The 13320-nt window shown below is 62.7% G+C and carries 12 protein-coding genes; 4 read left to right on the forward strand and 8 right to left on the reverse strand.

The window, feature by feature from the left end; translation table 11 throughout:
- The first annotated feature begins 164 nt into the window (after window positions 1-164).
- Window positions 165-1595: an alanine/glycine:cation symporter family protein gene (locus AS9A_RS14950; RefSeq protein WP_013807904.1), complete on the forward strand. Its 1431-nt coding sequence runs from the start codon at window positions 165-167 to the stop codon at window positions 1593-1595.
- A gap of 173 nt (window positions 1596-1768) precedes the next feature.
- Window positions 1769-2203, forward strand: a complete 435-nt coding sequence (locus tag AS9A_RS14955) for a nitroreductase family deazaflavin-dependent oxidoreductase (RefSeq protein WP_013807905.1) — start codon at window positions 1769-1771, stop codon at window positions 2201-2203.
- Between the two features lie 2 nt (window positions 2204-2205).
- Here AS9A_RS14955 and AS9A_RS14960 read toward each other — a convergent pair whose 3' ends face one another.
- The 6 genes from AS9A_RS14960 to AS9A_RS14985 form a co-directional block, all read right to left on the reverse strand.
- Window positions 2206-3000, reverse strand: a complete 795-nt coding sequence (locus AS9A_RS14960) for a DUF1295 domain-containing protein (RefSeq protein ID WP_013807906.1) — start codon at window positions 2998-3000, stop codon at window positions 2206-2208.
- Window positions 2993-4303 carry a class I SAM-dependent methyltransferase gene (locus AS9A_RS14965; protein WP_013807907.1) on the reverse strand — a complete coding sequence of 437 codons (1311 nt, stop codon included), beginning with the start codon at window positions 4301-4303 and terminating at the stop codon, window positions 2993-2995. The genes AS9A_RS14960 and AS9A_RS14965 overlap by 8 nt, the downstream gene beginning before the upstream one ends.
- Window positions 4304-4305: 2 nt before the next feature.
- Window positions 4306-5634, reverse strand: a complete 1329-nt coding sequence (locus AS9A_RS14970) for an SAM-dependent methyltransferase (RefSeq protein ID WP_013807908.1) — start codon at window positions 5632-5634, stop codon at window positions 4306-4308.
- Entirely contained in the window at window positions 5635-6417 is a 783-nt protein-coding gene (locus AS9A_RS14975) for a DUF1365 domain-containing protein (RefSeq protein ID WP_049793914.1), read from the reverse strand. It abuts the gene before it with no gap.
- An 11-nt stretch (window positions 6418-6428) separates the two neighbouring features.
- The gene (locus AS9A_RS14980; protein ID WP_013807910.1) at window positions 6429-7715 is read right to left on the reverse strand and encodes an NAD(P)/FAD-dependent oxidoreductase; all 1287 of its coding nucleotides are present in this window, start codon (window positions 7713-7715) and stop codon (window positions 6429-6431) included.
- Window positions 7716-7817: 102 nt separating this feature from the next.
- Complete coding sequence (locus AS9A_RS14985) at window positions 7818-8492, reverse strand: alpha/beta hydrolase (protein ID WP_013807911.1); 675 nt, start codon at window positions 8490-8492, stop codon at window positions 7818-7820.
- A gap of 132 nt (window positions 8493-8624) precedes the next feature.
- Here AS9A_RS14985 and AS9A_RS14990 point away from each other — a divergent pair, with 132 nt between their 5' ends.
- Window positions 8625-10028, forward strand: a complete 1404-nt coding sequence (locus AS9A_RS14990; protein ID WP_013807912.1) for an NAD(P)/FAD-dependent oxidoreductase — start codon at window positions 8625-8627, stop codon at window positions 10026-10028.
- A gap of 61 nt (window positions 10029-10089) precedes the next feature.
- On the opposite strand, the gene AS9A_RS14995 is transcribed toward AS9A_RS14990, so the two are convergent.
- Both AS9A_RS14995 and AS9A_RS15000 read right to left on the reverse strand, forming a co-directional pair.
- Window positions 10090-10470: a PaaI family thioesterase gene (locus AS9A_RS14995; RefSeq protein ID WP_237707959.1), complete on the reverse strand. Its 381-nt coding sequence runs from the start codon at window positions 10468-10470 to the stop codon at window positions 10090-10092.
- Between the two features lie 386 nt (window positions 10471-10856).
- Window positions 10857-11675, reverse strand: a complete 819-nt coding sequence (locus tag AS9A_RS15000; RefSeq protein WP_192808157.1) for a hypothetical protein — start codon at window positions 11673-11675, stop codon at window positions 10857-10859.
- Window positions 11676-11824: 149 nt separating this feature from the next.
- On the opposite strand from AS9A_RS15000, the gene AS9A_RS15005 reads away from it, so the two are divergent.
- Window positions 11825-13285 carry an iron ABC transporter permease gene (locus AS9A_RS15005; RefSeq protein WP_013807915.1) on the forward strand — a complete coding sequence of 487 codons (1461 nt, stop codon included), beginning with the start codon at window positions 11825-11827 and terminating at the stop codon, window positions 13283-13285.
- Window positions 13286-13320 lie beyond the last annotated feature (35 nt).

Genomic DNA, 13320 nt, shown 5'->3' on the forward strand with positions numbered 1-13320 from the left:
GTAATACGGATACACCGGACACCACCATCCTCGGAAAGGTCCGTTCAGCAGCGCATTTAAATCCTGGTAACAAAACGCTCCAACGCCGTGCTGCACCGAAAGTAACGTACCTTAATTCCGATGCCCGAAGGGCAGCTTATTCCTTTTTCACTAAAGGTGGTCCCGTGGATCAGCTAAACAGCTTCATTACCGACATCAATGACCGTTATTGGTATCTGATTATCGCCCTTCTTCTGGCTTCGGGCATCTACTACACGATCCGGTCCAGGTTCGCTCAGTTCCGGCTTGGGCGCGAGATGGTCCGGCTGATCTCTGAGCCATCGCTGACCATGGAGAACGGACGGAAAGGTCTTTCATCGTTCCAGTCGTTCACCATTTCGGCCGCCGCCAGGGTGGGCACCGGGAATGTCGCCGGTGTCGCCATCGCGATTACCGTTGGAGGCCCAGGTGCCGTCTTCTGGATGTGGGTGACGGCACTGATCGGCGCGGCGACTTCATTCGTCGAATCAACTCTCGGGCAGCTCTATAAGGTCAAAGACCATGACAGCTATCGCGGTGGACCGGCCTATTACATCAGCCGTGGCCTCGGGAAGCACCGCATTGCGGCCGTATTCGCGGTTGTCACCATCGTCACCTACCCCCTCGTTTTCAACAGTGTGCAAGCCAACACGATCGCTGATGTCGTCAGCAACTCTGCCGGCACGTCATCCACTTTCGTGACTTTCGGGCTTGGGTTAGCCCTCGCTGCGCTCACGGCACTGGTGATCTTCGGCGGTGTCCGCCGAATTTCGTGGGTGTGCCAGGTCATAGTGCCGGCCCTTGCGTTGTCCTACATCGGCCTCGGTCTTGTGGTCATTGCCATGAACATCGATGCAGTGCCCGGCATGTTCGTGCTGATCTTCGAGAACGCTTTTGGACTCCGGGAGATTGTCGGCGGCGGGATCGGCGCCGCGATCATGCACGGCATCCGTCGTGGCCTCTATTCAAACGAAGCCGGGATGGGGTCAGTCCCGAATATCAGTGCCACTGCTGCCGTTTCACACCCCGTGAAACAGGGCCTCGTGCAATCGCTGGGCGTTTACTTCGACACGTTGGTCATCTGCTCAATGACCGCATTCATCATCCTGCTTTCCGATCCCGATTTCGGGCAGCGGGAAGGTGCCGGACTGACACAGAATGCTCTCGCCCTTCAGTTCGGCGACTGGGCCATTCACTACCTCGCCGTTGTCATCTTCTTTCTCGCGTTCAGTTCGGTCCTTGGCAACTACTACATCGGCCAGGCCAACGTCCAGTTCCTGACCCATTCGCGCATCGCGCTCAATTCGTTCCGGGTCGCGGTGATTACATGCGTGTTCCTCGGGTCCGTCGGATCACTCGCGCTGGTGTGGAACGTGGCTGACCTCACCATGGGTGTGATGGTGCTGATCAACCTTCTGGTCATCGCGCCACTATCGGTGATCGCGTTCCGCCTGCTCGATCACTATCTCGACCAACGGCGCCGCGGCATCAACCCAACTTTCGCCAAGCGAGACATGCCAGATCTTGCGGGGGTCGAATGCTGGGAAGGCGCGCAAGAAGGCGCGCGCATTTCCTAACGCGCTCCCGAGGTACGATCCGGTTGGATTTCACGCGGTATGCGCGGCAAATCCAACCGGATTGTCGCCCCACGTCGCGGGCAAGGTTCTAGGCTTTACTCGTTATACTCAAGCCTAGAACCTTGACGTTCCCCAGGTAGCCTGAAGGCGAACGGACTGATCAAGGGGGATCAATGAGCATTGCCGGCACCATCTTCGTGAATACGCTGAAGGCGCACCAGGCACTTTACGAGCGGAGTGGCGGACGGATCGGCCACAAGCTTCTCGGTGTGCCGACGCTGCTCGTGACGACGAAGGGACGCAAAACTGGCAAGGAACGCGTCAGCGCACTGACCTACGCCCCCGTTACCGGCGGCTACGCCGTCGTCGCCTCCAACGGAGGCGCTAGCAAGAACCCTGGCTGGCTGCATAACCTCACTGCCCAGCCGCAGGTCAAGGTGCAGGTAGGCCGCGATGTCTTCCCCGCCGTCGCACGAGTCGTGCGTCCTGGCGACAACGAATACGACGACGCCTGGGCAGCTGTCAATCGAGTTAATAAGAATCGCTACACGGCATATCAGAGAATGACGAGCCGCCCGATCCCGGTTGTCATCCTCGCCAAAAACTGAAGTCAGGCCCGTTCGCGATTCTTCCGCTTGGGCGGAAGCGGAACGAAAAAGCTCACCCGCGCCTGATAGTCGCGGTAACCAGGACGCTCGGACATGTGTTTTTCCAGTAGCTTTCCGCCGGTGGCGAAGGCAAGGAAGTACGTCATCAGAACGGGTGACAGAATTGTCAGGACGCCGGGCCACACGTCGGCGGCGATGAGGAAGATGCCCCACCAGACGCACGCATCACCGAAATAGTTCGGATGCCGCGTCCAGGACCAGAGTCCGCGGTCCATCACTTTGCCGCGGTTCGCCGGATCGGCCTTGAACTTCCGCAGCTGATAGTCCCCAACTGCCTCGAACGTCAGCCCCATGATCCACAGCAAAATGCCCGCAAAGGCGATCCACCCTAGTGGACCATCAGAGACCGCGGCCACCTGGATCGGCAGGGAGACGAACCACGCCGCGAGCGCCTGCGTTAGATAGATCTTGCGAATGGCCAGCCACGTGGGGTTGCCGCTGCCGCGCTGCAGCATTTCTGTATAGCGCGGATCTTCACCGTGCCCGCGGGTACGGATGAACATGTGCCACGCCAGCCGCACCCCCCACACTGTGACCAGGACCAGGACGACGAGCCTGCGGGCTGGCTCGCCACTCCCCGCGGCGGCCGCGGCCGCCGCGACTGACACGAACGCCAGCCCCCACGACACGTCGACCACGTTGTGACGTCCCACCCGGAATCCTGCCACCGCCGTGACTGCGATCAGGACAGCGATCGCGGCGAGCGAGGCAGCGCTGACTACGAGGAAATCACCCATGAGCGGGTCCCCGCACCGCGGGCATGTGGCTGCCGCCAGTGCTATCGGGGCGGACCAGCAGTAACTGGTCGACTCCCATGCGCCCGTCCCGGAATGCACGACCACCGCCAACGAGGTAGAGCCGCCACACGCGGGCGACCTCCTCACCGACCATGGCGCAGAGCTCATCCCAGTTCGCCTCGAATTGTTCATGCCACGCGTCGACGGTGCGCACGTAATGTTCCCGGAGCGCGTGGACGTCACGCAGCTCAAGACCTGCCTCTTCGAGCATGCCGATCGTTTCCCCGACAGGTCGCATGTGCATGTCCGGAGCGATGAAGGATTCGATGAACGGACCGCCGCCCGGGTGACGTCCGCGGCGCGACATCTGCTGAATGAGCACTCGGCCAGTGGGTTTCACGTTTTCGAACAAAGCCTGGGCATAGCGCGGATAGTTCCGCTGCCCAACGTGCTCCCCCATCTCCAAAGACGCAACCGCGTCGAAGGGGCCATCCGGAATCTCACGATAGTCCTGGAGCCTGATATCGACGCGGTCCGTGAGTCCGATCTCGGCGATACGTTTGTCCGCGAACGCTTTCTGTTCCCGTGACAGCGTGACCCCGACTACGTCTACTCCATACTTGTCGGCAGCGTGGATGCTGAGACTGCCCCACCCGCAACCGATATCAAGAACGCGCATGCCTTCGCGTAACCCAAGCTTGCGGCACACGAGGTCCAGTTTGTCGCGCTGCGCATCCTCCACGGTGTAGGACGGGTCGCCGGACATCCAGTATCCGCACGAGTACGCCATGTGAGGGTCGAGAATTTTCGAATAGAAGTCGTTGGAGAGGTCGTAGTGGTGGCTGATCGCCCTCTTGTCACGCCGGAGGCTGTGGAGCCGTCCGCGGATTCGGGCCTGCGAGCGGGGAGGTTCGGGAGCTGTGCGCAGTACTCCGAGTTCCCGCGCTGCGCGGGCAATGCGAGCAAGGTTGCGCGGGTGCGGCCGGACAGCGCGGAGGTTGCGCTCACGCACCACTCGCCAGACATGGTCCAGCGCGGCACCAAGGTCGCCTTGCACGTCGAGCTCACCGGTGACGTACGCCTGGGCGGCGCCCAGTTCCCCTGGATGCCACAGCATCCGCAGGATCGCATCCGGGGACGCGAGTTCCACTACGGGGACACCGCTGGGACCCGCGGTGCTGCCATCCCAGGCTTCGATACGCACCGGCAATGGACTGCCGGTCAACGGTTCGAGGACCCCTGCGATGATCTCAGCGGCCGGCCGTGCTGGCAGCGGAGCTGCCGGAGCTGCGAGATCCGCCATTGTCAGTTCTCCTTCGTTGGCGCGGGGACTGCGGGGCCGCCGGGGCGGCTGAACACGAGTTGTTCCACATCGAGGTAGCCGGACGCGAAACCGGCCTCTGAGTAGCAGAGGTAGAACTTCCACATGCGGCGGAAAACCTCATCGAAACCGAGCGCACGGGCCTCGTCGAAGCGTGCGCTGAAACGCTCTTCCCACAGGCGGAGCGTGCGGGCATAATGCGGCCCCATCGAGAACTGATCGCGGATCCGGAGGTTCGTCTCGCGCTCGGTTGTGTGGCGGATCGCCTCTACGGACGGGATGAGCCCGCCCGGGAAAATGTACTTATGAATCCAGGTGTACGTGTTCCGCGTGGCCAGCATCCGGTGGTGCGGCATGGTGATTGCCTGAATTGCAGCAGTGCCGCCGGGCGCAAGCAGTTCATCGATTTTGCGGAAGTATGTCGGCCAGTATTGATAGCCAACTGCTTCGATCATCTCGACGGAGAGAATCGCGTCGAACTCACCCTCAACAGCTCGGTAGTCAAGGATCTGGACTTGAACTTGATTATTCAACCCTAGAGACTTGATGCGCTGGTCTGCGAGTTCTTTTTGCGCTACTGACAACGTGACAGAACGGACATTCGCCCCGCGCTGGGCGGCGCGAATGGCAAGTTCACCCCAGCCGGTACCGATTTCGAGAACTCTGGTGCCTTCACCCACACCGGCCTGGTCCAGCAGCCGGTCGATCTTGCGGTGCTGAGCGTCGGCTAGCTCCTCCCACGACGCGGTTTCCGGATTGGTGAACAACCCCGCCGAGTACGTCATCGTCTCATCGAGGAACAACCGGAAAAACGCGTTCGACAAATCGTAGTGGCGCGAAATGTTGGATCGAGTGTTCTCGGCGGTGTTGCGTTCACGCCGGGGCTGACGCCGAACCGTCACGGCGCGCAGCGATTGCAGAGATTTCGGGACCAGGTCCGCGACGCTCGCGGCGAATACCTCGAGGACACGCTCCAAGTCGGACGCGTCCCACTCGCCCGCCATGTACGACTCACCGAACCCGATGAGTCCGCCCGAGCCCAGCCGCGCGAACAACGCGTCCGCATCATGAATGATCATTCGCGGCAGTGAATCCGTACCGCTCCCCTGGCCCGCTATGCGGCCATCGGGGAATTCGACACGCAACGGGAGGCGCGACACCGCCCGGGTGAACAGACTGCGAGCCGCCCTTGACCGCACACCCTGTGCCCACCGTCGCGGAACCGACGCGACACCCGGCCACCGGTGCGGGTCGATGACGGTAGTGGTGCTGTCTGCGCGAGCGCAGCGCTCATCCTGAAATTCGACGCTCACTTAAACACCTTCCTGAGGGGACGGGGTGCCATTTCTGGGCTGAATTTGCAGGCCGCGGGCCCAGAGGCGGATGCCTTGCCAGCGGATCTGCAGAATGACGCGAAGGGGTGCCACTGGCAGCTCCCGCTGCACACGAAGCACCGACCGGCGTGTGATGTCTTCCCGTGTGCCACGCACTGACGCGACGAAGGGCGCTTCACCGGACCGGAGCAACACGATGTGGGCGGACAATTCACGATCTGGGAACGGCAGACGCAAGCGGTACTGGCCCGACACGTCGTTGAACGGGGAGACGTAGAACTCTTTCGGCGCGACGGTACCGCTCGGACCTGCAGCTTCAGGCCCGAGGACGTAACAGTGCCGCCCGCCGTAGGTGTTGTGCACTTCGGCGATCACGCACCGAAGTTCACCGTCACGCCCGTAACACCAGAAAACCGACAGCGGATTGAAGTTGACGCCCAGCACACGGGCGTTCGCGAGCATCCACACCTGGCCGCCGCGAACGTCGATTCCGCGGTCGAGTAGCAGACTGTTCACGTTCTCTCTGAGCGTGCGTGCTGGATCACCGAAATGATCCGCTGACGAGAACCGCGCGAACGGGCGCAGCCACCAGGGAAGAGCGGGAAGCCGATCGAGATCCACGAGCCACCAGCAGCTTCGGTAGATGAACTCATTGGCTAGCGGCGTCGAGCGTACGTGGCGAATTTCCGTGCGGTACAAGGCTCCGGGGTACCGGCGTGGCCCGCTGCGCTGCCGCGCAGGGCGTGCAGCGCGGGTCTCGATGGGGGCAGTCGTCACCACACACCGCCAAGATGCTCGGCGGCTCGCAGACCTGATGCGGCACCATCCTCGTGGAAACCCCAACCGTGATACGCACCCGCGAACGCCACACGACCCGAATTCAGCTTCGGCAGCCGCTGCTGTGCTGCGAGGGAACGCGGTGTGTACTGGGGGTGCTCGTACTCCATCTGGTCGATGACCGACTCATCGCGAATGAGGTCCTCACCCCCGAGGGTGACCATGTAGCGTCTGCCGTCGAGACTGCCCAGCCGCTGCAAACGCGTCATGTCGTAGCTGACGAGCACATTCTCGGGACGCGCGTCGCACGTGGGGATGCGGTAGTTCCAGGACGCACGCGCCCGTGGGAGCGTCGGCAGCACCGATTCATCAGTGTGCAGGCGTGCAAGGTTCGGCGTGTACGAGATCGCGCCGAGAACCTCACCGTGAGCCGCGGAAGGTTCCTTCAGCATCGCGAGGGCATCGGCTGGGTGGGTGGCGATCACGACCGCGTCATACGTCTCGGCGCCGTCCGCGTCATCGCGGATCTCTACCCCGGCCTCAGTCTCGTGGACCGTGCGGACGCCACAGCCGGTGCGGACCTCGCTCAGCGCCGCGGCGACTCTCGATACGTATTCGCGCGAGCCGCCCGTGACGGTTCGCCACGCGGGCGAGCCACTGACGCTGAGCATCCCGTGGTGGTCAAGGAAGGTGAAAAGGTAGCGTGCCGGGTACTGCAAAGCAGTGTCGGGGTTACATGACCACACCGCTGACACCAGCGGCGTCATGAAGTGATTCACGAAATACGGGGAGAACTGTCCGGTTTCGAGAAAAGCACCGAGGGTGACGTCAGGCGTGTCGTCGTCTGCGCTGTCGAGCACCTCCTGGGCAGCGCGGTGGAAGCGCTTCACCTCCAGCAGCATTCGCAAATAGCGTCCACGAGCTGCCATGCGCATCCCGGGGAACAGGCCGCCGGCTTTCTTGCCGCCCGCATACTCGAGTCCGCACCCGTCGCATCGCACGGACATGCTCATGTCGGTGGGTTGCGTTGTGATGCCCAGTTCACCGAACAAGCGGAGCAGAGTCGGGTAAGTGCGATCGTTATGGACGATGAACCCGGTGTCAATCGGAATTGTCCGTCCCGCGGCGGCAACCTCGTGTGTGTCGGCGTGGCCGCCGAGACGGTCGTCAACTTCGTACAGCGTCACGCGGGCGTTCTTCTGCAGCACCCACGCTGCTGTCAGACCCGCAACGCCACTCCCGACAACCGCGATGCGGCGGCGTGGATCAACTGGTTCCGACACTGCACTTCCTCCTGAGACAAACCTCGGCGCGTCTTCTACCGCGTTATTCGGAGCAGTCACGACAACGGATGGGCCAATCGCGATCTGTCCTGTTCTCGGTGATCACTGCGACGGTGCGAGCGAGGCGATCCGCAGTGCTTCCTCGCACACCCATGCGTGCCATCGGGCTGGGTGCCGCAGCATGAAATGTCCGGCGTTTTCGACCGGGGTCCACGAGGCGCGCACTCCACGGCGCGAGGCTGCGACAACTTCCCTGCGGGATGCGTCGGGACTGGTCCACCTGTCGGCTGTCCCATGCAGGACAGCGAGGTGCTGCGCCGACCGGAATAGGTAGCCTTCACCGCCGGGCCACCATGGTGCGAGTGCGACAACACCCAGGACGTCGGGCTCCGCCGCAAGGTGAGCAGCAACCCGCCCGCCCATCGAGTGCCCGACCAAGACGATTGGCGCACCGGGCCTTTCCCTGCGTACATCGGCCATCACGCGGCGAACGTCCGTGATCGCCGATGAACCCCCGCGATTCCATCCGCGTACCTGGTACTGGACCTGAACGACGTGGATGCCTGAGTCGGCTCCCGCTTCCCGTATCGCGGACGTGAAAGGCCGCATCCGCACGGACGACAGATGCCAGGGTCGTGCGCGCTGCAGACTATTCGGCTTCCCGCCGGGGAGGACGAGAACGGTTGCGGTCATACCCATCATTCGGGCCAGAAACCGCTGCGGCTTGGGCAGTGTGTCGGTCAGCACATTCGGAGCGCGCGCCGGAACACGACACATTCGAGGGAACTTTCCTCAGTAATGAGGGAAATTTGAGGGAGAGGGATGCTGCCAAATGTGGGTCCGGGTTCGCTGCACTGTTCGGACCTCACTACGCTTGGTAGGTCCGAAGTGCGAACGAAGGAGCCAGCAATGGGTAACCAGCCCGACACCACTCAGCGGCACCGCGTCGTCGTCATCGGGTCCGGCTTTGGTGGCTTGTTCGCGACCCAGAAGCTGAAGCGGGCCGATGTCGAAGTGACGCTTATTGCCCGCACCACGCATCACCTTTTCCAGCCGCTGCTTTATCAAGTGGCCACCGGAATTCTGTCCGTCGGTGAGATCGCCGCACCCACCCGCGTCGTTCTGCGCAAACAGCGTAATGCGCAGGTCCTGATGGGCGAAGTGATCGACATCGATGTGAAGAACCAGACGGTCACCTCAGAGCAGTTCGGCCGCACCACTGTGACCGGCTTCGACAGCTTGATCGTCGCGGCTGGTGCTGAGCAGTCGTATTTCGGGAATGACCACTTCGCGAAGTTCGCACCGGGCATGAAAACGGTCGATCACGCGCTTGAGTTGCGGGGCAAGATCCTCAGCGCGTTCGAGCTTGCGGAACTCTCGACTGATCCCGCCGAGCACGAGAAGCTACTGACATTCGTCGTCGTCGGCGCAGGCCCGACCGGTGTCGAGATGGCCGGACAGATTGCCGAACTGGCGCGCGACACGCTCGTCGGAACCTTCCGGCACATTGATCCAGGTGAGGCACGGATCATCTTGCTCGACGCAGCTCCGCAGGTACTGCCGCCGTTCGGGGAAAAGCTCGGTTCCAAGGCGCACCGGCGGCTCGAGAAGCTCGGCGTCGAGATCATGCTCAACACTTTTGTCACCGATGTCGACGAGAACGGCATCGTCATCAAGGACGCCGAGGGCAACCAACAGCGCATAACGGCGTACTGCAAACTGTGGGCCGCAGGTGTCGCGGCGAGCCCGCTGGGGAAGATCCTCTCCGATCAGACGGGTACTGAGATCGACCGCGCCGGTCGTGTGATGGTGAAACCTGACCTCAGCATCGAGGGGAACCCGAACATCTTCGTCGTGGGCGACATGATGTCGCTCGACAAGCTTCCCGGTGTCGCGCAGGTCGCGATTCAGGGTGGCCGTTATGCCGCTAAGACCATCAAGCAGGAGCTGAAGGCGGAGAAGAAGGGCGAACCAGCACCGGAGCGGAAGCCGTTCAAGTACTTCAACAAGGGCAATATGGCTGCGGTGTCGAAGTACAGCGCGGTCGCCCAGGTCGGAAGAATCAACATCAGCGGCTTCCTTGGGTGGCTGATGTGGCTCGCCGTGCACCTCGTCTACATCGTCGGCTTCAAGAGCCGTGCGGCGACGCTCTTTTCGTGGACCGTGACGTTCCTGACGAACTCACGCGCGCAGCTCACGGTGACCGAGCAGTGGATGACCGCCCGGCTTGCGATCGATCATCTTGAGGAGATCGAGGCAAAAAAGTCGGCGGACAAGGATAAGACCGCGGCCGACAAGCGCGCGGCGAGCTAACCGCTCCCCGAGGGTTCCGCCTCCCCTGGCCCCGGGACTGCCTGTGGCCAGGGCAGCGCTCTCAGCTCGCCCCGAGCCGCGCGGCGTCGGTGACGTTCTGCAGGCGGACGTGACCGCGTGCGATCAATTTGTGCTGGTCGTCAGTGATATTCACGAGCCACAACTGCTGCAGGCGGCCGCGATGCATCGGAATCGCATGTGCATGCAGAGTGCCCTCACGGACGGCTCGAAGGAAGTCGGTGTTGTTGTTGACGCCGACGACGTGACCGCGGTCGCCCAGCCATGCACTACCCGCGAGGCTCGCAACGGTTTCGACTACAGCGCAATACACGCCACCGTGGACCAGACCTGCGGGCTGATGCATATCAGGACGGATCCGCCAGTGCGCGCGCACTGAGTCGGGGGTGATCTCTGTGAAGCGGAGACCAAGGTACTCGCCCATCCCGCGGCTGAGTACCTCCTCGAGGCGCTCGTAGAACTCCGGGTCCGTTACGGCAGTTTCCGTTATTTCCTCGCCAGATGGGGTCATCAGGCCTCCCTTGTCGAGATGGCGTCGTGTGTCTGGGTGCCGGTCACGGGACCACCCTAGGACGCATCCTGTCACAGACCACACGAAAACCGGGTGAAGACAAAGAGGTGGGCCCTGCGCGTGATATCGCACAGGGCCCACCATGGCATGGACCGGATGTATCTGCAGCCCTCAGTACACCGCTCGGTCCTGTATCGGTCTGTCGTCGGCTCCAGCGGAACCTTCTGCCAAAACATTAGGTGAGGCTTTCCTAATTAGCAACCCGCGACCTCGTTTCCATGGTGTGATTGCTGTCACATTCATGCTGAAGCGGGAATAGTCGGCAGCACAGCACCCGGATCCGTTCCGCGCCAGCGCAACCGGACATGTGAAGCTTGGGTGCGCACAGGCAATCCTGACCGCGCGAGTGCATCGAGGAAGCCGCGTCCGCGCCGCAGCGATGCGGCATCGTCGCACCCGGCAAGCTGCGGGGCGTATGTTGCCGTCCCTATCACTGCCTCCCCGACCATCGACCACAGGCGCTCCGTATCGGCCCCGGTGAACTCGGAAATCCGCGCGAACAACGGACCCAATGTCGTCTCGCACCTGTGTGCCGCCCACACCACCAGCGCTTCTTCGCACGGCATCTCCACCGCGCGCCTCGTCCGCGCAACCGGATCGCCGTGCAGCACACGCAATGCTGGGTCAACCACACCGGCCCAGTCGACCCCGCCGTCCGAGTCGTAGTGGAGCCACAGATTGTCGATCCCGGGGTCCCATGCGCGCCCTTCGAGGGCGATGAGTGCCAGCACGCGACTCACGACCGCGTGGATCACGACATTTGCGACCTGGGCGGAAGCGAGGTCAGGTTTGCCGAGATCCCTCATCATCCGGGCGTACATCTGTTCCAGGCGATCTTCGGAGAGCGCGGCAGCGAGCGGCCACCAGCGCCGACGAGGCTCACGAGCCATCCAGGCAACCGCGTAGATGCGTGGATACTCAGGATCCAGCGCGCGCATCCGGTCAGCGCTGGCAAGCAACGGGACGCAGAGGTCCGCTTGTGGATCCTGATGATTGAGCACTAAGGGTGCGGTGTCCCGATCCCCAACTGCCCTGCTGGCACGCGCTATGCCACCCATTGTCACCACCCTATCCGTCGTCAAGTAGAGGTAAGCCTACACTTACTATGGATAGCCTATGGAACCACATCAAAAATAGAGGCACGACGCATAAGTGATCTCGGGTTTCGCGTCATACTTAGGTTCGCGTAACCTAATCAGCTGTGACCATGACACACCTGCGCGACGATAACGCGGGAGCGCACAAACTACCGGAGCACCGGGGGTACGAGCAGGTTCCCGCCGGATCCGCGCCACTGCCCCGGCGCGCTTGCGCCGGGGTTATCGACGCTGCCCTCTGCGCTGCACCGCTAGCTGTGGGTGCTCTTATCGTCAATGCCCTCAGCGACCAGTACGGCGGCGGACAAGCCGATCGCGTCGTTTTCGGGGCCTTCGCGGTCACAATCGCTTTGGCGGTGACTGGCTGGAACATCGGCCATCTCGGCGGACGCACTGGCCAGAGCCTAGGGAAGAAGTGGACCGGCCTCGTCCTGCGGAGTTCGCGGACGGGGCAGGCTGTCGGCTTCAGGGCGGCTCTCACTCCCGGGCTCACCCGCGCCTCGGAAACTGTCCTCCTGTCCACTGCGACCGCAGACGGATTCACCTCGTACGAGCGTGACATCAGCGTCCGGGCCCTGCGCCGCTCGCGACTGCTCGGCCTCCTAGTCCTTTCGATGATCCTCGTGGCCGTCACCCTCGCGAGTGTTGCCATTGGCGCGCGGCCACTCACTCTCGCCGAGATCTACCACGCCCTCATTACTCCCAGCGGCATCGATACCGACATCGTGGTGCGCACGCTCCGGGTGCCACGCACCCTTCTCGCGATCGTGGTGGGCATCGCAATCGGTGTCGCTGGCGCACTCATCCAGGGGCACACGCGCAACCCACTCGCCGATCCAGGGATTCTCGGCGTCAGCGCGGGCGCAGCCTTCGCTGTTGTTCTTTCTGTCTTCCTTCTGGGCCTGTCGTCGCCGCTTCAGTTCATCTGGTTCGCATTCCTCGGCGCATTTCTCGCCAGCGTCGCGGTTTTCGCTTTCGCCTCGGTCGGCGGAGGACGCGCGAGTCCATTGACGCTCCCTCTCGCCGGTGTCGCGGTCGGAGCGTTTCTCATGGCGATGACAAACGCGATAGTGCTGCTCGACCGTGCATCGCTCGATGCGTACCGGTTCTGGAATGTGGGGTCCGTCGCCGGGCGCGGCCTCGACGTACTCATCCAGGTACTGCCCTTCATCGCGCTCGGGCTCGTGCTTGCGCTCGCCAGCACTCCAGGGCTGAACCTGCTCAGCCTCGGTGAAGACGTCGCCCGCTCACTCGGGACAAACATCGCTTTAAACCGGACGCTCGGCATCCTCGCGATCACCCTGCTGACCGGCGCGGCGACCGCGGCGTGCGGGATGATCGCCTTCCTTGGCCTCGTCGTCCCCCACATCGCGCGGGCGATAACGGGCCCTGATTACCGCTGGCTCGTCCCGTTCGCGGGACTGTGCGGCGCCATCATGCTGCTAACCGCTGACGTACTCGGCCGCGTCGTCATCCGCCCCGGCGAGCTGCAGATTGGGATTGTCCTGGCTCTCGTCGGCGGGCCGTTCTTCATCGCACTCGTGCGGCGCCGGAAGCTGGTGACCCTGTGACTGCCACAAACTCCGGCTCCATCCGCGCATACGCG

It is taken from the genome of Hoyosella subflava DQS3-9A1, assembly GCF_000214175.1.
Classification (GTDB): domain Bacteria; phylum Actinomycetota; class Actinomycetes; order Mycobacteriales; family Mycobacteriaceae; genus Hoyosella; species Hoyosella subflava.

What these genes read in the sequence shown, in the direction of transcription:
- AS9A_RS14955 (WP_013807905.1), top strand. Translation starts at nt 1,769, where the DNA reads ATGAGCATTGCCGGCACCATCTTCGTGAATACGCTGAAGGCGCACCAG.
- AS9A_RS14960 (WP_013807906.1), bottom strand. Translation starts at nt 3,000, where the DNA reads ATGGGTGATTTCCTCGTAGTCAGCGCTGCCTCGCTCGCCGCGATCGCT.
- AS9A_RS14965 (WP_013807907.1), bottom strand. Translation starts at nt 4,303, where the DNA reads ATGGCGGATCTCGCAGCTCCGGCAGCTCCGCTGCCAGCACGGCCGGCC.
- AS9A_RS14985 (WP_013807911.1), bottom strand. Translation starts at nt 8,492, where the DNA reads ATGTGTCGTGTTCCGGCGCGCGCTCCGAATGTGCTGACCGACACACTG.
- AS9A_RS14990 (WP_013807912.1), top strand. Translation starts at nt 8,625, where the DNA reads ATGGGTAACCAGCCCGACACCACTCAGCGGCACCGCGTCGTCGTCATC.
- AS9A_RS14995 (WP_237707959.1), bottom strand. Translation starts at nt 10,470, where the DNA reads ATGGGCGAGTACCTTGGTCTCCGCTTCACAGAGATCACCCCCGACTCA.
- AS9A_RS15000 (WP_192808157.1), bottom strand. Translation starts at nt 11,675, where the DNA reads ATGGGTGGCATAGCGCGTGCCAGCAGGGCAGTTGGGGATCGGGACACC.
- AS9A_RS15005 (WP_013807915.1), top strand. Translation starts at nt 11,825, where the DNA reads ATGACACACCTGCGCGACGATAACGCGGGAGCGCACAAACTACCGGAG.